Below are 23686 nucleotides of genomic sequence, written 5' to 3'. Positions count from 1 at the left end.
GGTGCTCGTTTCCGTGACCCTGACCGATCGAGGACCCGTGCGTTACGTTTCCACTCGGGGCGAAGCTCCCGTCCTGTCCTTTTCCGACGCCCTGCTCGCAGGCCTCGCCCGCGATGGCGGCCTGTATGTGCCGCAGACGTGGCCCACCCTCTCCAAGGACGAGATCGCGGCGCTCGCCGGGAAACCCTATGCGGCTGTCGCCAAGGCGGTGATCGGCCCGTTCGTGGGGGATGCGCTGCCCGAGCGCGCCCTCGACCTAATGATCGCCGATGCCTATGCGGGCTTCCGCCATCCGGCGGTGGCGCCGCTCACCCAGGTGGCGGCCAATCGTTTCGTGCTTGAGCTGTTCCACGGCCCGACGCTGGCCTTCAAGGATGTGGCGATGCAGTTGCTCGCCCGGCTGATGGACCATGTGCTGGCCGCCCGCGGCGCCCGCGCCACCATCGTCGGCGCCACCTCCGGCGACACCGGCAGCGCCGCCATCGAGGCGTTCCGCCGGTCGGACGCGGTGGACGTGTTCATCCTCTATCCGCACGGCCGTGTGTCCGAGGTGCAGCGCCGGCAGATGACGACGGTGAACTCGCCTTCGGTCCACGCCATTGCGGTGGAGGGCACGTTCGACGACTGCCAGAGCCTCGTCAAAGCCATGTTCAACCACCACGCCTTCCGCGACTCGCTGGCGCTGGCAGGTGTGAACTCCATCAACTGGGCGCGCATCGTCGCCCAGGTGGTCTATTATTTCTATGCTGCCACCGCGCTTGGCGCGCCGCACCGCGAGGTGTCGTTCGTGGTGCCCACCGGCAATTTCGGCGACATCCTCGCCGGCTGGGTGGCGAAGAAGATGGGCCTTCCCATCCGCGATCTTTCCATCGCCACCAACGTCAACGACATCCTGGTGCGGACGCTGGAGACCGGCCGCTACGAGGTGAAGGGGGTGCTGCCCTCAACCTCGCCTTCCATGGACATCCAGGTATCGTCCAATTTCGAGCGCCTGCTGTTCGAGGCGCTGGACCGTGACGCCGCCGCCCTGCGCGAGCTGATGGCCTCCCTCGCCCAGTCCGGTGCCTTCACCGTTCCGCGGGGGGCGCTCGAGGCCATCTGCGCCGATTTCTCGGCTGCCCGCTCGGACGAGCCGGAGACCGCCGCGACCATCGCCCGGCTGTGGAAGTCGGCCGGCTATCTGGCCGATCCGCACACCGCCGTCGGCCTCACCGTGGCGGACAAGGTGGAGCATTCCGCCAAGGTGCCGCAGGTGGTGCTCTCCACCGCCCATCCGGCCAAGTTCCCCGATGCGGTGGAAGCCGCTACCGGCCATCGTCCCGGTCTGCCGCCCCACATGGCGGACCTGATGACCCGGCGCGAGAGCGTCACCGTGCTGCCGAACGACCTTGCGGCCATCGAGACCTTCATCCGCGGCCGGGCCCGCATCGCGGCGGGTGCAGCCGCATGAGCGTGAAGATCACGACCCTCGACAACGGCATCACGGTCGTCTCCGACGAGATGAGCCATCTGGGCACCGCCTCCCTCGGCATCTGGGTGGGCGCTGGCGCGCGGGACGAGCAGGAGGGCGAGCACGGCATCTCCCACCTCCTCGAGCACATGGCCTTCAAGGGCACGCGCCGCCGCTCGGCCCGGCGCATCGCCGAGGAGATCGAGCAGGTGGGCGGCGACATCAACGCCGCCACCTCGGTGGAGCAGACCACCTACAATGTCCGGGTGCTGGGCGAGGACGTGAGCCTCGGCCTCGACATCCTTTCCGACATCCTGACCGAGCCGGCCTTCGCCCCCGAGGAGCTGGAGCGGGAGAAGAACGTGATCGTCCAGGAGATCGGCGCGGTCATGGACACGCCGGACGACCTGGTGTTCGACCTGTTCCAGGAGCAGGCCTTCCCCGGCCAGAGCGTCGGCCGCTCCATCCTCGGCACGCCGGAGACGGTGCGGGCCTTCAGCCGCGACCAGCTCGGCGCCTATCTCGGGCGCACCTATCGCGGCCCGCGCATGGTGGTGGGCGCCGCCGGCGCGGTGGAGCACGACCGCCTGGTGGAAGAGGCCGCCCAGCGGCTCAAGGTCATCGCTCCGGCCGCCAAGCCCGTGGAGCCTGTCGCCGCCTATTCCGGCGGAACCCGGCTGATGGCGCGGGACCTGGAGCAGGTGCACGTGCTGCTGGGCCTCGAAGGCTGCTCCTACAAGACCCCCGAGTATCACGCGGTGCAGGTGCTCGCGAACGTGCTGGGCGGCGGCATGTCCTCCCGCCTGTTCCAGGAGGTTCGGGAGGAGCGCGGCCTCTGCTATTCCGTCTACGCCTTCCACTGGAGCTATCAGGACACCGGCCTGTTCGGCGTCTATGCCGGCACCGACACGGGGGACGTGGAGGAACTCTCCAACGCGGTCATCGACCAGATCCTCGACACCGCCGAGACCGTCAACGAGCTGGAGGTGGCCCGCGCCAAGGCGCAGATGAAGGTGGGCCTGCTGGCCGCGCTGGAAGGCTCGGGGGCGCGGGCGGACCAGCTCGCCCGGCAGATCCTCGGCTTCGGCCGTGTGATCCCGGTGGAGGAGATCGTCGCCAAGGTGGATGCGGTGGACGTGTCGGCGGTCCGCGCAGCGGCGCGCGCCCTCATCGGCCGCGGGCGGCCCACCCTCACGGCCATCGGTCCGAAAGGCGGCCTTGAGCCTGCCGCACGGGTGGTGGAACGTCTTGAGGCACACTGAGCCGAGGCCGCTGCCGTCCGGGCTGGCCCGGGTCCGGCGTCAGCCGTCCCCGGTGGCGCACAGGGATTCGTTCGGGGCGTAGCAGAATGTGGCCGTTGAGTTCCGTATTCTCCACCGAGCCGCTCCCCACCATCGAGGGCCGCGGCGTGTATCTGCGCGTGCCGCAGATGAAGGACTTCGGTCCGTGGCACGACCTTCGGGAGGCGAGCCGCGCCTTCCTCACCCCGTGGGAGCCCCTGTGGCCGGCCGATGACCTGACCCGCGGCGCCTTCCGTCGGCGCCTGCGCCGCTACGCGCGGGACATCCTCGCGGACGAGGCCTATCCCTTCTTTGTCTTCCGCGCGTCCGATCACGTGCTGCTCGGCGGGCTCACGCTTTCCAATGTGCGGCGTGGGGTGTGCCAGGCGGCGAGCCTCGGCTATTGGATGGGCGCGCCCTATGCCGGGCAAGGCTACATGAAGGCTGCGGTGTCGGCCCTGCTGCCCGCGGCCTATGACTTGCTGCACCTGCGGCGCATCGAGGCCGCCTGCATGCCCACGAACGGCCCCTCCATCCATTTGCTGGAAAGCTGCGGCTTCGTGCGCGAGGGCTATTCGCGGGAGTATCTGTGCATCAACGGCGTGTGGGAGGATCACATCCTCTTCGCCCGGCTGCGCCACGATACCGCGTTGAGCGGGCCGATGCGGCGCAGCCACCTGCGCCAGGTGCCCCCCGCGGCGCAGTGAGGCTGGGCCCGCGTCGCTCCGCTTCCGGCCCGAAGGCTCAGCTTCCGCTCTGTCTGGCGTTCAGCCTAGGTCAGCCCTTCGCGCGCAGCTCGCGGCGCAGGATCTTGCCGGTGGCGGTCATGGGCAATGTGTCGGTGAAGGCCACGTGGCGGGGGTATTCGTGGGCGGAGAGGCGGGTCTTCACGAAGTCCTGGATCTCCTTCGCCAGCGCCTCGGAGGGGGCGACGCCCGGCTTCGGCACCACCCAGGCCTTCACCGCCTCGGTGCGCAGCGGGTCCGGCACGCCCACCACGGCGACGAGAGCCACGGAGGGGTGCTTCAGGATGCAGTCCTCGATCTCCCCCGGGCCGATGCGATAGCCGGCCGAGGTGATCACGTCGTCGGCCCGGCCCACGTACCAGAGGTAGCCATCCTCGTCCTGCCGACCCATGTCGCCGGTGAGGAGGAAGTCGCCGGCATATTTCTGGGCGGTGGCCTCCGGGTTCCTCCAATATTCCAGCATCATCACCGGGTCGCCCTTGCGGACGGCAATGTGCCCCTCCGCGCCGCGCGGCAGCTCGTTCCCCGCATCGTCGACGATGCGCACGTCATGGCCGGGGATGGCCTTGCCCATGGAGCCGGGGCGGATGGGGAAGAAGTTGGAGTTGCAGCCCACCACTAGGTTGCATTCCGTCTGGCCGTAGATCTCCCGCGCCTCGACGCCGAGCCGCTCCTTCACGAAGTCGCCGAGCTCGGCCCCCAGGGTCTCGCCACCGGTGAGGAGGGAGCGGAGCCTCAGCCCGTCGTGCCGCACGTCCGCCTGGCGCAGCAGCTTCAGGGCGGTGGGGGGCAGGAAGGCATTGCGCACCCGGTGGCGCGCCATGAGATCCATGGCGGCATCCGGATCGAACTTCTTGGCCCGGTGCGCGAGCACCGGCACGCCCAGATAGAGGGTGGGGAACAGCACGTCGAACAGGCCGCCGATCCAGGCCCAGTCAGCCGGCGTCCAGTGCAGGTCGCCCGGCTGGGGCATGTATTGGTGCACGAACTCGACGCAGGGCAGGTGACCCAGCAGCACGCGATGGCCGTGCAGGGCCCCCTTCGGATTGCCGGTGGTGCCGGAGGTGAAGATGATGATGCCCGGGTCGTCGGGCCCGGTATCCACCGGCGTGAAGCGGTCGGATGCCTGCTCCAGCGCCTGGTCGAAGGAGCTGACGCCCCCCGTGTCCGCGCCGATGACGAAGACATGATCCAGGTCCGGCAGGCTGTCGCGCACTCGCTCCAGCTTGGCGAGGCCGCCGAGGTCCGTCACCAACGCCCGGGCACCGGAGGCCTTGAGGCGGAACTCCAGGGCCTCGTCGCCGAACAGGGTGAAGAGAGGCACCGAGATCATGCCGGCCTTGAAGGCGGCGATGTGGGCAATGGCCGTTTCCGGCGCCTGGGGCAGGAAAACGGCCACCCGGTCCCCCGCCTTGAGGCCGCGCGCCACAAGGGCGTTGGCGAAGCGGTTGGTCAGCGCCTTCAGCAGGTCGAAGGAATAGGTGCGGATGCCGACGCCCTCTTCCTCGAAGATGAGGGCGGGCCGACCGCTGCCGTCCGCATGGGCGTCCGCGCATGCGACGCCCATGTTGAAGCGCTGCGGGATGGCCCAGGAGAAGGCGCGCACGAGCCCCTGATAATCGTCTGCCGGCACGAGCATCTTCATCCTCCCGCGTCGCCGCTCTCGCATGGCGGCTTTCCCTTCCGTCCCATGGGGGGAGGGAAGAGGAAACGATCGAACGTTTTTTTCCTGGGGAGGTCAAGGGGGACAGCGCCGCGCCCCTGTTCAGGGGCACGGCTGAAGCGGACTTTTTCGGAGGGGCGGTGGGATGTCGCCTGTGGGGCGGAGGTTTCCCCTGTCCCCGGATCCGCGCAGCACACGCAGTGCCGCCGGTCCGGGGAAGGGGCCGATAGCCTCAGTAATAAGAGGCGATCTTCTCCACCTCGGCCCTGGAGCCGAACACCAGGGGGATGCGCTGGTGGATGTGGGTGGGTTCGATGTCGAGGATGCGGGTCTTGCCGTCGGTGGCCGCTCCCTTGGCCTGCTCCACCAGGAAGGCGAGCGGGAAGGCTTCATAGATCAGGCGCAGCCGGCCGTTCTCGTAGCCCTTGCGCTTGTCGCCCGTGTACACATAGACGCCGCCGCGGGTGAAGATGCGGAAGGCATCCGCCACCATGGAGCCCACCCAGCGCATGTTGAAGTCCTTGGCCCTGGGGCCGTCCTTGCCGGCGAGGCAGTCCTCCACATAGCGGCGCATGGGCTCGTGCCAGTGGCGCATGTTGGACTGGTTGACGCCGTATTCCTTGGTCTCGGCCGGGATTTCCACATCGGTGCGGGCGAGCACGAACTCGCCGGTCTGGCGGTCGTGGACGAACACCTGCGTGCCTTCACCGAAGGTGGCGACGAGGATGGTGGCCGGCCCGTAGGCGAGGAAGCCCGCCGCCACCTGGTTCGAGCCCGGGCGCATCACGGCGGTGGCGGGGTCCGTGTTCACCGCCGGGTCGTAGGGCATGATGGAGTAGATGGTGCCGACCGACACGTTGGTGTCGATGTTGGACGAGCCGTCCAGCGGGTCCACCGCCACCACGAGGCGGCCGTCGGCATTCACGGGAATGAGGGTCTCGCTTTCCTCGGAGGCGAGGAAGGCGGTGGGGGTGGGCTTGAGGGCGTCGAGGATCCGCTCCTCGGCTACCACGTCCAGCTCCTTCTGGGCGTCGCCGCCGGCATTGGGATCGGTGCCGCGAATGCTGGCGAGGCCCTCCTCCAGCGGCCCGCGGGCCACCAGATCGGCGATGCCGACGCCGGCGCGGGCGATGGCGGTCACGGTGTCGGCGATGGCCGTGCGGCCGGCGTCGCCGCCCGCCCAGGTTCCGAGGAAGGTCTTCAGGGTCACCAACTCGCTCACCGCGCGCTCCCGTGCTGATCCGGCGGACCGCCCCCGCCCGGCGCCCTTATGACGCAATGCAGCGGGCGCGGTAAAGCGCGCGGCGGTTGGTCAGCGCCCGCGGATGATCTCGATGCCGACGTCACCGAACACGCCCGTCACCGGCGCGCCGGGCTTGTGGACCACCACGCGCACCTGCTCCACGGTGGCGAAATGATCCAGGAGGCGGGTGGCGATGCGCTCCGCCAGCGTCTCGATGAGGTGGACCGGGTCGTCGGTGACGACCGCCGCCACATGCTCGTAGATCTGCTGGTAGGAGACGGTGAGTTCTGCATCGTCCGCCCAGGCGGCGGGCCGGGTGTCCAGCCAGCAGTCCACGTCTACCACGAAGCGCTGGCCCAGCTCGCGCTCGGACTCGTAGACGCCATGGCGGGCGTAGAAGGGCAGGGCGCGCAGGAACAGGCGATCGGTGCCACCCGGCCGACCTCTGGCCCCCGCGCTCGGCTCCTCTCCCGCCGCGGCCAGCGCCAGGGGGCCGGAAAGGGGATCGGGGGACATGGGGTCGTCGGCTGTCATCTCGTCCTCACGCGGCAACACCGCGGGCGGGCGATACCCCGCCCCGGATGGCCCTGTTTCCTATTGGTTTCGTCCCCGCCTTTCAACGGATCTTCACTTCCACCGGGGTGGGGCGCGGCAGGTGGGGCATGCTCGGCGGGCGTCCGTCGCGGATCAACTCGGGGATGAAGGCGGCGGGGTTGACCCCGAGCGCGGCATGCAGCCCGGCATAGGATACCGTGACGCGCGGGTTCACCTCGGTGACGAGCGGCCCCTTGGAGGTCAGCAGCACGTCGATGCAGACGATGCCGGAGAGGCCGGGGAAGGCTTCCACCACTCGGCTCGACAGGGCGGCGAGCTGGCCGTCCTCGTCCGGCACGCCGCCTACTGTCACCCCCTCGAAGCCGAACACGCCCACGAGGTGGGTGACGCGCAGGCGGTTGGCCGAGAGCAGCGTCGCCCCGTCCGGCCGGGCCAGGACGGTGAGGCTCGCCGGCGTGCCGTGGACGAAGGGCTGCACCACGAGGCCCGCCGTCCGCGGCAGGGCGGCGCGGTTCGGCCAGGCGCGGGTGCTGCCCCAGCCCGAGCCCTCCTCCGGCTTGGTCACGAGATCGCCGTCGAGGCCCGGCGGCACCGCGTCGATGGGAAAGGTTGGCACGTGGGCGATGCCGCATTCGGCCAGCCGCTCGGTCATCCGCAGCTTGTTGGTGGTGGTGGCGATGGCGGCGGAGGAGGAGGCGATGAGTCGGGCCGAGCCCTCGGCCATCAGCCGCACCATCCGGCCGAGCACGCCATTGGCCTCGGGGGCGATGGGCCACACCACATCCGCATCGTGGGCGAGGCTGGACCAGGTGATCCACGGGTCCGAGCCCTTGCCCACCGGCACGGCGTCCTGGTTCGGCGCCGGCAGGCGGTCGTCATAGGCGAGCACCACACTCAACCCGGCGAGTTCCTCAAGGTCGGTGACGATGGCGTCCCGGATCAGCGTGCCCTGGGCCACGAGCTGGTCGGGCAGGGGCTTGTCGCGCAGTCCACCGGATGTCACGTACTCGCAGATGAAGACGCGCATGGTGCTCCTTTCGGGGCGGCTTTAACGGTGCAGTAGATGCAGCTTATCCCGGTCATCGACCTTAAGGGAGAGTGTGTGGTGCATGCGCGTCGCGGAGCGCGCGACGCATATCGCCCCATCGAGACGCCCCTGGCGAAATCCGCCGCTCCGCTCGAGGTGGTGGCGGGGCTGCTGGCCCTCGCGCCCTTCCGCACGCTCTATGTCGCCGACCTCGACGCCATCGCCGGGATCGGCGGCCATGTGGCCGAGATCGATGCCATTCGCCGCGCCCATCCGCAGCTCGACATCTGGGTGGACGCGGGGGAGGCGGATGCCGCGAGCGTCCGGCGGCGGGCTGGCGCAGGGCGCGGCACCAGCGTGGTCGGCACCGAATCGCTCACCGGCGAAGCCGCCGCCGTGCTGGCCCAGCGGCCTGTCATCCTCTCCCTCGATTCGGATGCCGCCGGCCCGCGCGACCCAGCGGCCGTGCACAACCAGGCACGCCTGTGGCCGGAGCGGGTCATCGTCATGACGCTCGCCCGCGTCGGCTCGGGCGAGGGGCCGGACCTGGACGCGCTGCGGGCGGTGGCGGAGCGCGCGGGTGGGCTTGCCGTGCCCCCGGCGCTGTTCGCCGCGGGTGGCGTGCGCGGCCCGGCCGACCTCGCCGCGCTGGCTGAGGCCGGGGTGGCGGGGGCGCTGGTGGCGAGCGCCCTGCACGACGGGCGGATTGATCCTGCCGCGGCGCGGGCGTGGGCCTGAGCTTCACGACGGGTGGTCAATTGTTACCGGCGGGACACACCGCCGGGCTCAGATGCCGTAAGGTCGCGGGTTGTCACGGAACTGTAGCACCCGGCTCCTAGGCAGGGGTCAGCCGTATCCACGGACCTCCTGCCCGGATCCCTGCCGATGTCTCCCCTTCATTCGTCCGCGAGCCGCATTGTCCTGGCTCTGTTCTGCACCGGCCTGTCGATCCCCGCCTTTGCCGGATCCTTCACGGTGCCTCCAGCCACCGGCGCGCAGAGCGTTTCCGGCAGTGACACGGGCGAGATTTCCTCTGGGGCGACCCTTTCCGGTGGCGCTTCCAACGCCATCACGTGGAGCGGCGCGGCCACCACCTCGCCCGGCGTCATCATCACCAATGCCGGATCGGTGACCTCCACCAAGCGCGCCATCGATACGGCGTCCAACGTTTCCGGCCTGTTCACCCTGACCAATACCGGTTCCGTCTCCTCCACCGACGATGCCTTCCGCATCAACGGCACGCTGGCGAACGGCACGGTCATCGTCAACAACGACGGCACCATTAGCTCGACCACGGGTCAGGCGCTCGACTTCGACAAGGCGACCTCGTCCACCGCGACGGTGACGATCGACAATAGCCGAACCGGCACCATCACCTCGGCCGGCTCGGATGCGATCCGCCTTGGTGGCGGGACCATCGAGATCACCAATGCCGGCGCCATCTCCACCACGTCCTCCGGCAAGCGGGCGATCAAGTTCGATACCGCGTCGAACTTCGACACCCTCCAGAGCTTCACGCTGACGAACGAGTTCGGCGGGACCATCACCGGCACCGACGACGCCATCAAAATCTCGTCGACGACGACGAGCACCGCGTCTCCCGTCATCTCCATCACCAATGCGGGGACGATCCGGTCCACGTCTGGTGGTCAGGCCATCGATCTCGGCGACATCTATTCCACCCACGCCACGATCACGATCAAGAACGAGGCGACGGGCCTGATCACGGGCGCCGACAACGATGCCATCCAGGGCACCAACGGCCTCACCATCGACAATTACGGGACCATCTCGTCCTATTACGCCGCCGGGACAGCCGATACGCAGAACAATTCGGCCATCAAGGTCAGCGGCGACGACCAGGGCCAGCCCATCACCCTCACGGTGAACAACTATGCCGGCGGCGTCATCTCCGGCGCGTACCACGGCATCAAGGCGACGGGCACCGACGACACGCTCATCGTCACCAATTACGGGGCCATCGAGGGCCGCAACGGTTCCGGCGTGAACTCCAACGGCACCGGCATCGTCACCAATTACGGCACCATCTCCGGCACCTTCGATCCGGCCGCCAGCTTCGGCGACGGCGACGGCGTGGACTTCGACCAGGCCGGCACCGTCTACAATTACGGCACCATCCAGGGGCTCGGCTCGAAGGGCACCAAGCCGGGCGAGAGCAAGCCGAGCACCTCCGAGGGCATCGCCATCGGCGGCGGCACCATCGTGAACGGCGATGCCACGCACACCTCGGCCCTCATCTCCGGCGCCAACAACGGCATCCTCGTGGATGACAGCAACGGTGGCGACGCCTTCGCCGCCATGAGCATCACCAATTACGGCACCATCCGGGGCCTCGACGGCTACGGAATCCGTTATGTGAACTCCGGCGTCGATGCCTCGAAGAGCCTCACGGTCGTCAACTACGGCACCATTTCCGGCACCACCTATGCCGTGCAGATGGGCGCGGGCAACGACCTGTTCGTCTATGGGGCCGGCTCCAGCGTCAGCGGCATCGTCGATGCCGAGGGCGGCGCCGACACGCTCCAGCTGGGCCGGAACGGCGAGAACGTCAGCTTCGACGTGAGCCTCCTCGGCAATGCGGCCACCTACCGCAACTTCGAGCGCCTCACGGCAAGCACCGACTCGTTCACCACCTTGTCCGGCAGCTCGGATTTCGCGGGCGCGGTGGTCTTCGACCAGTCGACCGTCTCCCTGCAGGGCGCCTCCCTCGCCAACGCCTCGCTCAGCGTGTCGGGCACCGCCCTCATCGAGGGCAACCTCTTCGGCTGGGGAACGGTGGGCAGCCTCTCGACCTCGGGCGTGGCGAACATCGACCTTGCCTCCTCGGTCTCGCTTTTCGGCACGCTCAACGTGGTCGGCAATGCCGCCATCGCCGGCACCTACGTGGTGGACGTGAACACCGCCGGCAACAGCGATTTCATCAATGTCGGCGGCAAGACCACCATTGCCGATGGCGCCGAGGTGGCGATGCTCGGCGAACTGGCCTGGGGCACGCGCTATACGATCCTGTCCTCGCAGGGCGGTGTCAGCGGCTCGTTCGCCCTCAATGTGTACACCCCCATCGACTATCTCTTCGTCGATCCGGCCCTGAGCCAGGACACCAACAACGTCTACCTCGCCCTGGAGCGGAACGGCGTGGCCTTCGCCAGCTATGCCCGTACGGCGAACCAGCGCGCGGTGGCCGGCGCCCTGGAGCGCATCGGCTCCGGGCCCAAGGTGAACACCTCCGAGCTGTTCAGTGACTTCGTCACCCAGACGGCCGCGAGCAACCCCACCCTCGCCCTGTCCCAGCTCTCCGGCGACATCCATGCCACCCTGCCGGGCGTGATCGCCACCGAGAACATGCTGGTCAACGACATCCTCCTCTCGCGTCTGCGCGAGTTCGGCTACCAGGGGGCGGGCGGGCCGTCGCAGGCGCTCGGCTTCGGCGGACCGGCGGTGCTCTCCTATGCGGACCCGGCCTCGCCCGCCGCGGGTGCGTTCAAGGCGCTGAAGGCACCGGCGGCCGCCTCCGGCCCGGTCTATTCGGCCTGGGCGCAGGGCTACGGCCAGTGGCTCAGCTCCTCCAGCATCGGCAATGCGGTTGCGGCCGACACCAATGTGGGCGGCGTGCTGATGGGCGCGGACGTGGCCTTCTCCAACTACAGCTTCGGCCTGGCGGCGGGCTATTCCTCTGCCTCCACCAGCGGCGACAACGGCTCCGCCGACACCGAGACCTGGCGCATCGCCGCCTACGGCGCCGCTGCCTTCGATGCGCTCAAGCTGCGCGCCGGCGCCACCTACGGCTGGAGCAGCATCGACAGCAGCCGCTTCGTGGCCCTCACCGGCGAGGCGCCCGTCGCCAGCTACGACGGTACCTCGGCCAACCTCTTCGCCGAGGCGGGCTACGGCTTCGCCTTCGGCCAGGTGGCGCTGGAGCCGTTCGCCGCCATCGCCTGGACCCGGGTGGACCTCGGCGCCTTCGCGGAGAGCAACGCGCCCGTCGCCGGCCTCGCCTCCGCCGGCACGTCGTTCGACAACACCTATTCCACCCTGGGCGTGCGGCTCGCGTCCAGCTTCGTCCTCAGCGGCGGGATGACGGCGACGCCCCATGCCTCCGCCGGTTGGCGCCACGCCTTCGGCGACGTGACGCCCGAGGCCACGCTGACCTTCGTGAATACCGGCACCGCCTTCGGTGTGGACGGACTGCCCATCGCCACGGACAGCCTGGTGGCCTCGGCCGGGCTCGACTTCGCTTTCGGCACCGGCGTCACCTTCGGCATCGCCTATGACGGCATGGTGGGTGGCGACACCACCTACAATGCGGGCAAGGCCTCGCTCTCCGTGCGCTTCTGATGCCAAGGGCTCGTGAGGGTGACTCGCGAGCCCAGCGCCCCCTCCCGGTATCGGTGAAAGACCGGGGCCGATGGCCGGAGGCATGGATCACGGTGGATCCTCGGGGCGGCCCTGCGCCGCCCCTTTTCAGTCCGACCGCTGCAGCAAGGCAGTGAAAATGCTCGCCACCGTGAGGTCGGCGCTGGTGCCAGGATTGAGGCCACGGGCCTTGAGACTCGCATCGAAGGCGGCGAGCACGCTGTGCCGCTCCTCGCCCGCAAGGCCGTTGATCGCCGCCTGCACCGCGATGGCTTCCGCCCGTACGCCCTCCGCTGCCTGTGCCCCGAACTTGCGGGCGATATGGCTGTCCGGGAAGGCGCAGAGGAAGGCGAGGAAGGCATCCTCCACCCGCTCGGGCGCGGTGGGCGCCTCCTGAAGCGCGGGCACGCCCAGGCTGAACACCTCCGCAAAGCCGTTGCCATATTGCCGGGCGATCATGTCGCGATCGGCCGCGAGCGCCATGGCGGCGGCGAGCGACAGGGTGGCCGGCCCGCGCACGTCCGCCTCCTGCGTCGAGCCCAGTCCGCCGGGGGAGGCGGCGGCGATGGCGCGGAAGGCAGCTTCGGCATCCGCCACGTCCAGGGCGTCCAGCACCTTGGCGAGGCGTGCGGGCAGGCTCTTCCCGCCGGTCGAGAGGGCGGCCGAAACGAGCGGCGCGCACAAGAGGATGATGCCGAGGTTGGTATTGCAGCCGGCCACCGCGAGGGAGGCCTTCACTGCCGCCTCGATCCGTCCGCCTACGCTCAGGCCGAGGGCGCAGATGGCGGGAGCCGCCGCCGCCGCCGCCCGCTCGAAATGGGCCACCTCCATGCCGTGGCCGGGGGCGAACACATGCACATTGCCCGGCTTCAGCGCGGTAAGCTCGGCGCGGCAGGCAGCCTCGAAGGCCCGTGCCGCTTCGGCGGGCGCGGTCATTCCCGGCCCGCCCCGCCAAGGCACCGGCGGATCACGGGGCCGGCGCCTCGGCCGGCAGCAGGCCGAATTTCTCGCGCACCTCGCGGATGAGGGTGGCGAGCCGTTGCTCGGCGATCTCCACCGTGGGGCCGCTGGTGCGCACCGTGCAGAGCGGCGAGCCCTTCGCCACCGCGGCGCCCGCCGGCGGGCGGTCCGATATGTGATCGGGCAGCACGCCGTCGGGAACCACAAGGTCCCGGTCGGCATAGATGACGCCCGCCGCATGGGCTTCGGACGGGGTGGGCAGGCCGGCCGGCAGCCGCCCGCCGCAGGCCGCGAGGTGGAGGCCCATCAGCGGGGGAAGCGGATCCACGTCGAAGATGTCGAGGGTGGCGCCGAGGCGGGGGTTTACCTCCACCAGGTGCCAAGCCTCCCCCGAGACCACGAAATCCATGGAGATGAGGCCCACCAGACCACAGGCGCGGGAGATGTTCAGCGCGCCCTCGCACATCGCCGCGGCGAAAGCCGGCGGCAGGACCACCGGGCCGGCGGCGCCGCCATAGCGGAAGGGATGCTCCGCATCGGTCGCCCGCCACTGGCGCGAGGCGCCCACCATCATCGCCGATGCACCGTTGGCCAGCAGCAGCAGGGAGAGGGAGGTGCCCTCCACCTCCGCCTGGAGGTAGTGACCGGGAGCGGGCGGGGCGAGGTCGCCGGCCACACGGCGGCGGATGTGGCCACCGCCGGCGCCGCCGATCTTCTTCTCCAGCACCGGGGCGAAGCGGAAGGTGTCGGAGGTGGGCGCTTCCAGGCTGACTTTGGGGAACGGAATGCCCAGGTGCCCGCACAGGGCCGCGAGCGCGATGGGGTCCTTCAGCACCCGCACGGTGGCGGGGGAATTGCCGAGGATGGGATTGCGCTCGGCGATGCGCACCATCAGGTCCGGATCGTCCTCCAGGCCGCCGCCGAGCACCACCGGCAGGCCGGCGGGGGCGAGGGTGGTCAGGGCCTGGACAAGGTCGTCCGGATCGAAGGCGCAGCCGTTCTTCTTGTGCACGCGCACGCAGCGCGCCGCATGGGCGCAGGTATCCAGATCAGCGAACAGGTCGAGCGAGAGGGCGGCGAATCCAGCCCGTGCAGCGCTCGCGGCCAGCGGCCGCGCGGAGAGGGCGATAAGGGCAAGATCCATGTATCCCAGCCTGTTCTTTCGTGGACCGGTCCGGCGCCAGCCGCCGATCGTTTTGTTTCCGGCGCGGCCCGCAGGCTCCACGCCGTCTCCCTTTTGCGCCGCCCCATCCCCGTGCGGCGCGCGTGGGGATCTACAGGGCGGTGATCTCGGCGCCCTGGTTGTTTCCCCGCACGCTGTCGAATGACAGGTTTGTGTACGATGCGAAGCGGCGGTGCAAGGCCTGAAGCAGGCGCGCGGCCTGCGCCTCATTGCCCACGATGGCGAAGCCGGTGGGCCCCCAGGAGCTCTGGCCGACGCCGGAGACGCCCTCCTCCTCCAGGAAGGCGATGGCCTCCGCCACATGCCGGCTCAGGAAACGCCCGCCGCCCTGGGCGGCGGCGTAGTGGTCTCCCAGTACCCTCTGCCATTCGCCGATGACCGCGCCGAACGCGGCCGCATCGCCCTCCGCGAGCGCCGGCAATGCCTTGAGCAGCATCAGGTGGCAGATATGCGCCGCCTGCTCCGCCGGGAATGGCGGCAGCTGGGCCATGGCGGCCATTTCCTGCGAGCCGGAGAGGCCTTCCCGTGCCCGGTCGAACACCAGGAGGATGCGCCAGTCCTCCGGCAGCTTCAGGCGGGCGAGAAGGGGCGGGGGCAAGGCGGCCCTGTCTTCCGACATGGCCTTGCCGCCGTCGAGGATGACGCCGCCCGCCTCGAACGCCTCCATGCCGATGGCGGAACGCCGGCCGCGGCCCAGCAGACCCGCCACCTCGCGGGCCGAGAGCGCATGGCCGGTGAGCCGCGCCACCGCGACCCCCACCGCTACGGCAAGCTGGGTGCCGGAGCCGAGCCCGTTGTGGGCGGGCAAGGCGGCATCCACCTCCACCGCGAAGCTTTCCGTGAGGCCGAGGGCGGCGCGCACCCCGTCGCGGGCGCGGGCGGCGCGGGTGCTGTCCGGCCCGGCGTCCGCGTCCTGCCCGGCGCGGCGCACGGTGACTTCCGTCACCGGCCGATCGAGGGCGATGCCGAGGCTGCCGAACCGGCGGCCGAGCGCCCCGCCGAGATCGAGGAAGCCGAGGTGCAGCCGGGCGGGCGCGCGAATGGTGACGCCCGCCGCCCGGGAGAGGTCCGCTGCCAAGGGAAATGTCGCCAATTGCTCAACCGGCGAGGGCGGAGCGCAGCCGCTCCGCGTGGGCGGCGAGCACCTCGGGCTTCTCCATGGCGCTGGCGGGGGGCTTCATGGCCTCCCCCGCATGGCGCGGGATGACGTGGATGTGGAGGTGGAACACCACCTGTCCGCCAGCCTCCTCGTTGAACTGCTGCACGGTAACGCCGTCCGCCGCGAACGCGGCCTTGGCGGCGACGGCCACTTTCTTCGCCACCTTCGCCACATGGGCAAGGTCGTCCGGGGCGATGTCGAGGATGTTGCGCGCGGGTGCCTTGGGGATCACCAGCGTATGGCCGGGGCAGCGGGGCATGATGTCGAGGAAGGCGATGGCCTTCTCGTCCTCATAGACCTTGTGTGCCGGCAGCTCGCCCCGAAGGATCTTGGCGAAGATGTTGTTGGGGTCGTAGGCCGGCGTTGCGGTCATCGGGCATCCTCCGTTCGTGCGGAGGAGATTGCAGGGCCGGGCCGGGGGGTCAAGAGGGCGCGGCGCCGCCGCCCGCGCCGCCGGTGGGCAGATGTCCCGCTACCCGAAGCGGCCGGTGACATAGGCCTGGGTGCGCGGGTCCTTCGGGCGGGTGAAAAGGTCGCTCGTGGGGGAGAATTCGGCGAGCATGCCCAGATACATGAAGCCGGTGAAATCGGAGACGCGCGCCGCCTGCTGGAGATTGTGGGTGACGATGGCGAGGGTGTAGTGCGCCTTCAGCTCCTCGATCGTCTCCTCGATCCGCGCGGTGGTGATGGGGTCGAGCGCGGAGCATGGCTCATCGAGAAGGATCACATCCGGTCGCGGGGCGATGGCGCGGGCGATGCACAGGCGCTGCTGCTGGCCGCCGGAGAGGCTGAGCCCGCTCTGCTTCAGGATGTCCTTCACCTCGTCCCACAGCGCCGCCTGGCGCAAGGCGTCCTCCACCCTCAAAGCGAGGTCGCGGGGGGAGAAGTCCTCGGCGAGGCGCAGGCCGATGGCCACGTTGTCGAAGATGGACATGGGGAAGGGCGTGGGCTTCTGGAACACCATGCCGATGCGCCCGCGCAGCCAAGCCGGATCCACCGCGCGGGACAGGATGTCCACCCCGTCCATGCGCGCCTCGCCCTCGACCCTCTGGTCCGGATAGAGCTCGTACATGCGGTTGAACACGCGCAGCAGCGTGGACTTGCCGCAGCCGGACGGTCCGATGAAGGCGGTCACACGGTTTGCGTGCAGGGGCACCGATACATCGGTGAGCGCCTGCTGCTTCCCGTAGAAGAAATTCAGGTGGCGCGCCTCCAGCTTGACCGCGGGCGCGACCTGAAACGCCCCAAGCTGCTGCCGCCCCGGGACGGTGCTTCCGGCGACCGCGCCTTCAGCAGAGGGAAGCAACGGCGGGTGGAGGAACATGGCATGTCTCCCGTCTGGGATCTTTCATATTCACCTTAGACCAGCCCGGCCCCGCCCGCTTTGCGCGATGTCACCTTCCTTCAGATTTCGTCAAGCCGGCTATTGACTTGCGTTCGCCGGCGAGGGCTCGCGTGTCCCCGCTCCAAGCCGCCGGGCTCAGTTCTGGCCTTGGCTCTGGGCCTGGAGCACCTTCAGCGGGCCCCGGCCGTCGAGGGCGCTCACGCGCTCCTCCAGCTCCAGCCCGGTGCTGCGCAGGGGCGCGACGCCCATGGCATCGAGCCCCACGGCCAGGCGCACGTAATGCTCGGTGCCGCACAGGTTGCGCCCGGCGTCGAACGAGATCCAGCCAATGCCGGCCGCGTATGCCTCGGCCCAGTGGCGGGTGGCCCCTTCGCCTTCCTTGGCGCCCTCGGGTGCCACATAGCCGGAGATGTGGCGCGCCGGCAGGCCCAGCGACCGCGCGGCGGCGGTGAACAGGTGGGCGATGCCGGCGGAGCACGCCTTGCCGGCAGCGAGCGCCGCATCGGCACCGAGGGGGTCGCCCATGGCGGGGCCGTCCTGCTCCTCCACCGCCTCGTGCACCAGCACCATCAGAGCGTGCAGGCGCGCGAGGATGTCGCCGGAGGGCTCCTGCACCCGCGCGGCAAAGTCTCCGACGGCGGAGGTGGGCTCGGTGAGGTCGGTCTGGCGCAGGAACAGGGAGGGCGGGAAGCGTTCCACGGTGCCGCGGACGATGCCGGTGGTGTCCTGTGTCTCCACCTCGCCCTCGGCGATCAGCGAGAGGCGCTCGGCCGGCCCGTCCACGGTGAAGGTGTGGCACAGGTTGCCGAACGCATCCTCCTGGGGGGTCAGGCGGCAGTCGGAATTGAGGTCCAGCGACCAGCGGGTGATGAACTGCCCCTCGTGCGGCCGCGGGGTGAGCCGCACCGTGACAGCCATGTTGCGGGTGCCGGGCTCGAGGCGCTGGGTGATCTCGTGACGGATGCGGATGCGCATGGGCGGTCCTCCCCGAAGAGGTGCGTGTGCAAGGCGGCTTAAGATGTGCGGGCCGGCGGGACCGGCCCGGCCGTCAGGTGAGGTACTGCTCGGTGATCTCCGCGCCCAGCTTGTTGTTATCGGAGATGAAGCCCGAGATGAATTCGTGCAGGCCGGTCTGGAAGATGTCCTCGATGCTGCGGTTGGTGAGCCGCGCCAGCATGGAGCGGGCGAGCCGCTGCGAGGGGCCCTGCCGGCCGTAGACGGTGGCGATGTCGTCCAGGTTGCGCGCCAGCGAATCGTAGCAGGCGGCCAGCGAGCGGGGCATCTGCCGGTTCAGGATCAGAAGGTCCGCCACCAGCCAGGGCTTCACGCTGTCGCGATACACCCAGTGGAAAGCGGTCAGCGCCGACACCGAGCGCAGGATGGAGGCCCACTGGAAGTAGTCGAGCGGCCCGCCCACGTGCTCCTTCTCGGGCAGGAGCACGTGGTATTTCACGTCGAGGATGCGGGCGGTGTTGTCGGCGCGCTCCAGCTGGGCGCCGGAGCGGGCGAACCAGTAGGCATCGTTGCGCAGCATGGTGCGGAAGGTCGCGCCGTCGAAACGCAGCGAGGTCTCCTTCACGAAGGCGAGGAAGCGCGCCAGCTCCTCGCGGGTCAGCGCACGGTTGGGGAAGTTCCTGAGCTCGATCCAGGCGGAATTGATGACATCCCACATTTCCGAGGTGAGCGCGGTGCGCACCGAGCGCGCATTGGTGCGCGCCACCTCGAAGCAGTTGCGGATGGAGGAGGGGTTCTCCGCCTCGAAGGCGAGGAAGGAGACCACGTTCTCCTCCTTGGCCTCGTCGAGGGGGCCGTAGCGGGCCACGAAATCGTCCGCGCAGCCGGCGGTGAGCACGGCCGAGCCCCATTCGTTGGTGGAGCCGCCGTAGGTCACGGGGGTGTAGGCGAGGCGCTGGGAGACGTCGAGGATGCGCGCGAGGCAGTCGGCGCGTTCCACGTAGCGGGTCAGCCAGTAAAGGTTGTCGGCGGTGCGCGATAGCATGGGGAGCCCATTGCGGAAGGAGAAGATGCGAGGCGCGGTTGAGCCGCGCTCAGGCGTTCGGATCCCGGGCGCCGTGGCGCGCCCGGAGCCCCGTCAGGTGGTGGGCGCGCATGCGCTCATGCGTTCAGCACCCGCAGCATGGAACGAGGTGTTCATGCGTTCAGCACCCGCAGCATGGAACGAAGTGCTCATGCGTCCAGCACCCAGGTGTCCTTGGTGCCGCCGCCCTGGCTGGAGTTGACGACGAGGGAGCCCTCCTTCATGGCAACGCGGGTGAGGCCGCCGGGAACGATGCGTACCTTGTCCGAGCCCGAGAGGATGAAGGGCCGCAGGTCCACGTGGCGCGGCGCCACGCCCTTTTCCACCAGCGTCGGGCAGGTGGAGAGGGCGAGGGTGGGCTGGGCGATGAAGTTGGCCGGGTCCGCCTTGAGCTTGTCGCGGAACTTCTCGATCTGCGCCTTGTCCGCGGCGGGGCCCACCAGCATGCCGTAGCCGCCGGAGCCGTGCACTTCCTTCACCACCAGCTCGGGCAGGTGGTCCAGCACGTATTTCAGGTGGTCCGCCTCGCGGCAGCGCCAGGTGGGCACATTGGGCAGGAGCGGCTCCTCGCCCAGGTAGAACTTGATGATGTCCGGCATGTAGGAATAGACCGCCTTGTCGTCGGCTACGCCCGTGCCCACCGCATTGGTGAGGGTGACATTGCCGGCCTGGTAGGCGCTCATGAGTCCCGGCACGCCGAGCACGCTGTCGCGGCGGAAGGCGAGGGGGTCGATGAAGTCGTCGTCAAGGCGGCGGTAGATCACGTCCACCCGCTTCGGCCCCTCGGTGGTGCGCATGTAGACCACCGCATCCTTCACGAACAGGTCGCGGCCCTCAACCAGATCCACGCCCAGCTTGTCGGCCAGGAAGGAGTGCTCGTAGTAAGCGGAATTGTAGATGCCGGGAGTGAGGATCACCACGTTCGGCTCATGCCCGCCATGGGGCGAGAGCGAGCGCAGGGTGGCGAGCAGGTCGTCGGCGTAGTTCTCCACCGGCGCGACCTTGTGCATGGAGAACAGCTCGGGGAACAGGCGGAGCATGATCTCCCGGTTCTCCAGCATGTAGGAGACGCCGGACGGGGTGCGGGCATTGTCCTCCAGCACGTAGAAGGTGTCCGGGTCGGTGCGCACGATGTCGATGCCGGCGATGTGCACGTAGAGGTCGTGCGGGACGCGCTGGCCGTTCATCTCCGGGCGGAAGGCGGGGTTCTGGTAGACGAGCTCCTCCGGCACGATGCCGGCCTTGAGCACCTCGCGCTTGCCGTAGACATCCTTGATGTAGAGGTTCAGCGCCTTCACGCGCTGCTCCAGCCCGCGGGACAGGCGGCCCCATTCGTCCTTGGTGAGGATGCGCGGCACGATGTCGAAGGGGATCAGGCGCTCCTGGGCATTCTGCTCGCCATAAACGGCGAACGTGATGCCGATGCGCCGGAAGATGAACTCGGCCTCCTTGCGCCGATGGTCCAGCACATCCTGCGGGACTTCGGCGAGCCAGCGTCGCAGCGTTTCATAGGCCGGTCTGACCGTCCCGTCGGTACTGGACATTTCATCGAACGCATGCCGCATTGGGACTGTCACTCCGCGTCCTCGGGAAACCGTTCCCGAACACTACAAGCATCGTGCCAAAGAAGTGATAAACGGGAAAGGCTTGCCAAGGGCCAAGGTGACGCTGGACTGGTGGCTAGAATTTAGGCAAATGCGCCGTCAAATGGGCGTGCATGCGCAGGGAGCAGGATATGGGCGAGGCAGACGGCGCGCGATCGATCACTGCGGCTCTGGTGGTGATCGGGGACGAGGTGCTTTCCGGCCGGACCAAGGACAAGAATATCGGCCACGTGGCTGAACGACTCACGGATGTGGGTATCGACCTAAGGGAAGTGCGCATCGTCGCCGACGTGGAGGAGGACATCGTGGCGGCGCTCAACGCGCTGCGCCAGCGCTTCACCTATGTCTTCACCACTGGCGGCATTGGCCCGACCCATGACGACATCACCGCGGATTCGGTGGCGAAGGCGTTCGGCGTCTCCATCGACGTGGATCCGCGCGCCCGCGCCATGCTGCTGGAGTACATCGCCGAGAAGGATCTCAACGAGGCCCGCCTGCGCATGGCGCGCATTCCCGCCGGGGCCTCGCTGGTGGTCAATGAGGTGTCCAAGGCGCCGGGCTTCCGGATCGGCAATGTGATCGTGATGGCGGGGGTGCCGCGCATCATGCAGTCCATGCTCGAGGCGGTGCTGCCGGAGCTGGAGAAGGGCCGCCCCATGCTCTCGCGCACCATCCTCGCCGAGGCGAAGGAGGGGGACATCGCCGCGCCGCTGCGCGAGATCGCCGGGCGCTTCCCGGAGGCGGTCATCGGCTCCTACCCCTTCAAGGACGAGGTGGACGGCCGCTTCAAGACCAATCTCGTGGTGCGCGCCCGCGCGCCCGAGGTGCTGGAGGCGGCCGGCGACGCCGTGGCCCGCATGGTGGACGAGGCGGTGCGGAGCGCCTGATCGATCCCGCGGCACCGGCCTCCCGCTTGGTCTCCGCGGCAGGGCCGGACACGAAAAAGGCGGGCCGAGCCCCGCCTTTTGATCTTTCGTCCGCTTGTTTCCCGCCACCCGGCATCGTCCCGGCGGCTCTCCCGCTCGGCGGGGCCAGGCCCCGTGCCTCAGTAGGCGTCCTTGCGAAGGACCTCGATGAAGGTCTTCAGGATGATCTTGACGTCGAGGATGATGGACCAGTTGTTGATGTACCAGAGGTCCATCTCGATGCGACGGGCCATCAGCTCCAGCTCGGCGGTCTCGCCGCGCAGGCCCTGCACCTGGGCCCAGCCGGTGATGCCGGGCTTCACATGGTGGCGGAAGGCATAGCCGGCGATCAGCTTGGAATATTCGTCGTCATGGGCGATGGCGTGCGGCCGCGGTCCGACGATGGACATGTGGCCGAACAGGACGTTCAGCACCTGCGGCAGCTCGTCGAGGCTGGTGGCGCGCAGGAACTTGCCCACCCGTGTCACCCGCTTGTCGTTGCGCTTGGCCTGCACGACCTTGCCGCCGTCCTCCATGACCGTCATGGAGCGGAACTTGTAGATGGTGAACTCCCGCCCGCCGAAGCCGTTGCGGCGCTGGCGGAAGATGACCGGGCCGCGGCTGTCGAGCTTCACCGCCAGGGCGATCGCCGCGAGCAGGGGAAGCAGCAGCGTGACAGCCACGCTGGCGACGGTGATGTCCAGCGCCCGCTTCTGCAGAAGCTCCAGCCGCGAGAGCGGCGCGCGCTGCACCTCGATGGCGATGGTCGGCCCGAAATCCACCCGCGGCGCATCCAGGATCTCGCTCACCGCATCGTCGGGCAGCAGCTTCACCGGAACCGGAAGGGCGCGCAGGCGTGAACGCACCGCGTCGAGCCGGTCCAGGTTGGTCCACGGCATCGCGAGGACGATTTCCTCGATGCGCTGCTGCCGGGCGAACTGGAGGGCGCTCTTCAGGGTGTCGAAATCCTCCGCCGAAAGGCCGGTGGTGGCCTCGGGCCCCGACGTGGCGAGAGAGAAGCGGCGCACCTCGTGGAGGCCGAGGCGCATGAGCACGTTGCCGGGCACCACGCGGTCCAGCTCCACGGCATCGCCGATGAGGATGGACGCGCGTCCCTTCACCGCCCCGCGCTCGATGGCATGGCGGAACCAGGAGCCCATGGCCCAGCGCGAAGCCGGCATGGCGGCGAGGCCGAGCACGGCGAAGATGCCGGTGTCGAGGCGCGAGGTGCTATCGCCGACCTTCAGGCAGAAGATGACGGTGGCGACGACGAGGATGGTGAAGATCCAGTCCACCGCGGCCGCGCTCGCCTGCTCCACGATCCGCACCATGCGCCAGGGCTTGTAGAGGCCGCGCGACGTGGTGGTGAGGACGAACGCCACGGCGGCAAGGATGCCGATGCCGATGGGCCGCGTGTACTCGAAGCCGCCGCCGATCTCCGCCGCCGCGGCGAAGCTGATCACCACGCTCAAGGCGAGGATGAGGCCTACGTCGACGAGGACGAACAGCGGCGCCATCGACGCGTAGTCGAGCCGGGCCGTCCGGCTCCGCCCCGCCACCTCCGCCGTGGCCTTGAATTGGATGTTCTCCGTGGAAAGCGACATTGGCCCCTCAGATCCGGCACGCCGGAGTCGCTTGCGCTCCGCATCGATATTCAAAGGATAGCATCCGGCTATGGTGCGGTGCAAGTCAGTATTGAGCTTGCTCCGGCTGGGCTTTCGCATGTAATAATTTCGTCACTTACGATTAATCTTTCAATGAAGATAGCTGTCTTCGGTGCTTAATGAGGTGGCTGGGATTTCAATATCAAGAAATTGGACGTGGGGATATCGAAGTGGAAAAATGCTTTTAAATTTCTTCGCGGGTGATGCTCGCGTATCTTGCGCGTAATGGCGGAATTTTCCCGCTGTGAGTAGTCTTTGGGCATTGTTGCATTGCAAAATCGCCGCTTCCGCCAACAATTCGAACATCTCGGTGCCACAAGATGTGGCAGGCCCTGAATTGAGCAAGGTATCAACGGCGTCCCCCCGCAACGGTTCCCGATACCGCCTTTCGCACGGGCGACCTTAGGTCTGGATGGCGAAGATTGGTGCCATCGGGCGCCTCCGGGGCCGGGTGCGCAATACGGGAATTTGCGTGACACGGCCTCGTCTT

At 68.7% G+C, this 23686-nt stretch carries 19 protein-coding genes; 6 read left to right on the top strand and 13 right to left on the bottom strand.

The genetic code is table 11. From position 1 onward, the window contains the following. Positions 1 to 37: 37 nt before the first annotated feature. The 3 genes from thrC (at position 38) to V5F59_RS13085 (ending at position 3437) form a co-directional block, all read left to right on the top strand. Positions 38 to 1450: a threonine synthase gene (gene thrC / locus V5F59_RS13095; protein ID WP_393978053.1), complete on the top strand. Its 1413-nt coding sequence runs from the start codon at positions 38 to 40 to the stop codon at positions 1448 to 1450. Beyond that, positions 1447 to 2712, top strand: a complete 1266-nt coding sequence (locus tag V5F59_RS13090; RefSeq protein ID WP_393978051.1) for a M16 family metallopeptidase — start codon at positions 1447 to 1449, stop codon at positions 2710 to 2712. The genes thrC and V5F59_RS13090 overlap by 4 nt, the downstream gene beginning before the upstream one ends. A gap of 86 nt (positions 2713 to 2798) precedes the next feature. Continuing rightward, complete coding sequence (locus tag V5F59_RS13085) at positions 2799 to 3437, top strand: GNAT family N-acetyltransferase (RefSeq protein ID WP_393978049.1); 639 nt, start codon at positions 2799 to 2801, stop codon at positions 3435 to 3437. A 70-nt stretch (positions 3438 to 3507) separates the two neighbouring features. On the opposite strand, the gene V5F59_RS13080 is transcribed toward V5F59_RS13085, so the two are convergent. The 4 genes from V5F59_RS13080 to V5F59_RS13065 all read right to left on the bottom strand — a co-directional run bounded on the left by V5F59_RS13080 (position 3508) and on the right by V5F59_RS13065 (position 7964). Then, complete coding sequence (locus V5F59_RS13080; protein WP_393978047.1) at positions 3508 to 5115, bottom strand: acyl-CoA synthetase; 1608 nt, start codon at positions 5113 to 5115, stop codon at positions 3508 to 3510. Positions 5116 to 5371: 256 nt separating this feature from the next. Further along, positions 5372 to 6361 (bottom strand): class 1 fructose-bisphosphatase, encoded by a 990-nt coding sequence (locus V5F59_RS13075; protein WP_393978045.1) that lies wholly within the window; start codon positions 6359 to 6361, stop codon positions 5372 to 5374. A gap of 90 nt (positions 6362 to 6451) precedes the next feature. Next, a complete protein-coding gene (gene folB, locus V5F59_RS13070; RefSeq protein ID WP_393978043.1) occupies positions 6452 to 6916 on the bottom strand; it encodes a dihydroneopterin aldolase in 465 nt (154 codons plus the stop codon). A gap of 82 nt (positions 6917 to 6998) precedes the next feature. Then, positions 6999 to 7964 carry an ATP-grasp domain-containing protein gene (locus V5F59_RS13065; RefSeq protein ID WP_393978041.1) on the bottom strand — a complete coding sequence of 322 codons (966 nt, stop codon included), beginning with the start codon at positions 7962 to 7964 and terminating at the stop codon, positions 6999 to 7001. 36 nt (positions 7965 to 8000) lie between these two features. Between V5F59_RS13065 and V5F59_RS13060 the strand changes: the two genes are divergently transcribed. Both V5F59_RS13060 and V5F59_RS13055 read left to right on the top strand, forming a co-directional pair. Further along, positions 8001 to 8702 carry a HisA/HisF-related TIM barrel protein gene (locus V5F59_RS13060; protein ID WP_393978039.1) on the top strand — a complete coding sequence of 234 codons (702 nt, stop codon included), beginning with the start codon at positions 8001 to 8003 and terminating at the stop codon, positions 8700 to 8702. A gap of 147 nt (positions 8703 to 8849) precedes the next feature. Then, positions 8850 to 12320, top strand: a complete 3471-nt coding sequence (locus V5F59_RS13055) for an autotransporter domain-containing protein (protein WP_393978037.1) — start codon at positions 8850 to 8852, stop codon at positions 12318 to 12320. Between the two features lie 126 nt (positions 12321 to 12446). Here V5F59_RS13055 and V5F59_RS13050 read toward each other — a convergent pair whose 3' ends face one another. The 8 genes from V5F59_RS13050 to V5F59_RS13015 all read right to left on the bottom strand — a co-directional run bounded on the left by V5F59_RS13050 (position 12447) and on the right by V5F59_RS13015 (position 20588). Further along, positions 12447 to 13274, bottom strand: coding sequence for a triphosphoribosyl-dephospho-CoA synthase (locus V5F59_RS13050; protein WP_393978035.1), 828 nt, complete (start codon positions 13272 to 13274; stop codon positions 12447 to 12449). Between the two features lie 31 nt (positions 13275 to 13305). Beyond that, positions 13306 to 14442, bottom strand: a complete 1137-nt coding sequence (locus V5F59_RS13045; protein ID WP_393978033.1) for an ATP-grasp domain-containing protein — start codon at positions 14440 to 14442, stop codon at positions 13306 to 13308. A gap of 130 nt (positions 14443 to 14572) precedes the next feature. Further along, entirely contained in the window at positions 14573 to 15559 is a 987-nt protein-coding gene (locus tag V5F59_RS13040; RefSeq protein WP_393978031.1) for a beta-ribofuranosylaminobenzene 5'-phosphate synthase family protein, read from the bottom strand. Between the two features lie 19 nt (positions 15560 to 15578). Continuing rightward, complete coding sequence (locus V5F59_RS13035) at positions 15579 to 16013, bottom strand: HIT family protein (RefSeq protein ID WP_393978029.1); 435 nt, start codon at positions 16011 to 16013, stop codon at positions 15579 to 15581. A 99-nt stretch (positions 16014 to 16112) separates the two neighbouring features. Beyond that, the gene (pstB, locus tag V5F59_RS13030) at positions 16113 to 16964 is read right to left on the bottom strand and encodes a phosphate ABC transporter ATP-binding protein PstB (protein WP_393978027.1); all 852 of its coding nucleotides are present in this window, start codon (positions 16962 to 16964) and stop codon (positions 16113 to 16115) included. Positions 16965 to 17120: 156 nt separating this feature from the next. After that, the gene (locus V5F59_RS13025) at positions 17121 to 17960 is read right to left on the bottom strand and encodes a transglutaminase family protein (protein WP_393978025.1); all 840 of its coding nucleotides are present in this window, start codon (positions 17958 to 17960) and stop codon (positions 17121 to 17123) included. Positions 17961 to 18033: 73 nt separating this feature from the next. Next, on the bottom strand, positions 18034 to 18984 hold the full coding sequence (locus tag V5F59_RS13020; protein ID WP_393978023.1) for an alpha-E domain-containing protein: 951 nt from the start codon (positions 18982 to 18984) through the stop codon (positions 18034 to 18036). Positions 18985 to 19172: 188 nt separating this feature from the next. Continuing rightward, positions 19173 to 20588: a circularly permuted type 2 ATP-grasp protein gene (locus V5F59_RS13015; RefSeq protein ID WP_393978021.1), complete on the bottom strand. Its 1416-nt coding sequence runs from the start codon at positions 20586 to 20588 to the stop codon at positions 19173 to 19175. A 170-nt stretch (positions 20589 to 20758) separates the two neighbouring features. Here V5F59_RS13015 and V5F59_RS13010 point away from each other — a divergent pair, with 170 nt between their 5' ends. Continuing rightward, positions 20759 to 21514: a competence/damage-inducible protein A gene (locus V5F59_RS13010; RefSeq protein WP_393978019.1), complete on the top strand. Its 756-nt coding sequence runs from the start codon at positions 20759 to 20761 to the stop codon at positions 21512 to 21514. Positions 21515 to 21672: 158 nt separating this feature from the next. On the opposite strand, the gene V5F59_RS13005 is transcribed toward V5F59_RS13010, so the two are convergent. Continuing rightward, positions 21673 to 23136, bottom strand: coding sequence for an undecaprenyl-phosphate glucose phosphotransferase (locus V5F59_RS13005; RefSeq protein WP_393978017.1), 1464 nt, complete (start codon positions 23134 to 23136; stop codon positions 21673 to 21675). Positions 23137 to 23686 lie beyond the last annotated feature (550 nt).

This window comes from Xanthobacter nonsaccharivorans (assembly GCF_043194755.2).
GTDB classification, from domain to species: Bacteria; Pseudomonadota; Alphaproteobacteria; order Rhizobiales; family Xanthobacteraceae; genus Xanthobacter; species Xanthobacter autotrophicus_G.
This window is presented reverse-complemented; position numbering and strand designations above follow the sequence as displayed.

What these genes read in the sequence shown, in the direction of transcription:
- V5F59_RS13090 (WP_393978051.1), top strand. Translation starts at nt 1,447, where the DNA reads ATGAGCGTGAAGATCACGACCCTCGACAACGGCATCACGGTCGTCTCC.
- V5F59_RS13085 (WP_393978049.1), top strand. Translation starts at nt 2,799, where the DNA reads ATGTGGCCGTTGAGTTCCGTATTCTCCACCGAGCCGCTCCCCACCATC.
- V5F59_RS13080 (WP_393978047.1), bottom strand. Translation starts at nt 5,115, where the DNA reads ATGCTCGTGCCGGCAGACGATTATCAGGGGCTCGTGCGCGCCTTCTCC.
- folB (WP_393978043.1), bottom strand. Translation starts at nt 6,916, where the DNA reads ATGACAGCCGACGACCCCATGTCCCCCGATCCCCTTTCCGGCCCCCTG.
- V5F59_RS13065 (WP_393978041.1), bottom strand. Translation starts at nt 7,964, where the DNA reads ATGCGCGTCTTCATCTGCGAGTACGTGACATCCGGTGGACTGCGCGAC.
- V5F59_RS13060 (WP_393978039.1), top strand. Translation starts at nt 8,001, where the DNA reads ATGCAGCTTATCCCGGTCATCGACCTTAAGGGAGAGTGTGTGGTGCAT.
- V5F59_RS13055 (WP_393978037.1), top strand. Translation starts at nt 8,850, where the DNA reads ATGTCTCCCCTTCATTCGTCCGCGAGCCGCATTGTCCTGGCTCTGTTC.
- V5F59_RS13050 (WP_393978035.1), bottom strand. Translation starts at nt 13,274, where the DNA reads ATGACCGCGCCCGCCGAAGCGGCACGGGCCTTCGAGGCTGCCTGCCGC.
- V5F59_RS13045 (WP_393978033.1), bottom strand. Translation starts at nt 14,442, where the DNA reads ATGGATCTTGCCCTTATCGCCCTCTCCGCGCGGCCGCTGGCCGCGAGC.
- V5F59_RS13035 (WP_393978029.1), bottom strand. Translation starts at nt 16,013, where the DNA reads ATGACCGCAACGCCGGCCTACGACCCCAACAACATCTTCGCCAAGATC.
- pstB (WP_393978027.1), bottom strand. Translation starts at nt 16,964, where the DNA reads ATGTTCCTCCACCCGCCGTTGCTTCCCTCTGCTGAAGGCGCGGTCGCC.
- V5F59_RS13025 (WP_393978025.1), bottom strand. Translation starts at nt 17,960, where the DNA reads ATGCGCATCCGCATCCGTCACGAGATCACCCAGCGCCTCGAGCCCGGC.
- V5F59_RS13020 (WP_393978023.1), bottom strand. Translation starts at nt 18,984, where the DNA reads ATGCTATCGCGCACCGCCGACAACCTTTACTGGCTGACCCGCTACGTG.
- V5F59_RS13015 (WP_393978021.1), bottom strand. Translation starts at nt 20,588, where the DNA reads ATGCGGCATGCGTTCGATGAAATGTCCAGTACCGACGGGACGGTCAGA.
- V5F59_RS13010 (WP_393978019.1), top strand. Translation starts at nt 20,759, where the DNA reads ATGGGCGAGGCAGACGGCGCGCGATCGATCACTGCGGCTCTGGTGGTG.
- V5F59_RS13005 (WP_393978017.1), bottom strand. Translation starts at nt 23,136, where the DNA reads ATGTCGCTTTCCACGGAGAACATCCAATTCAAGGCCACGGCGGAGGTG.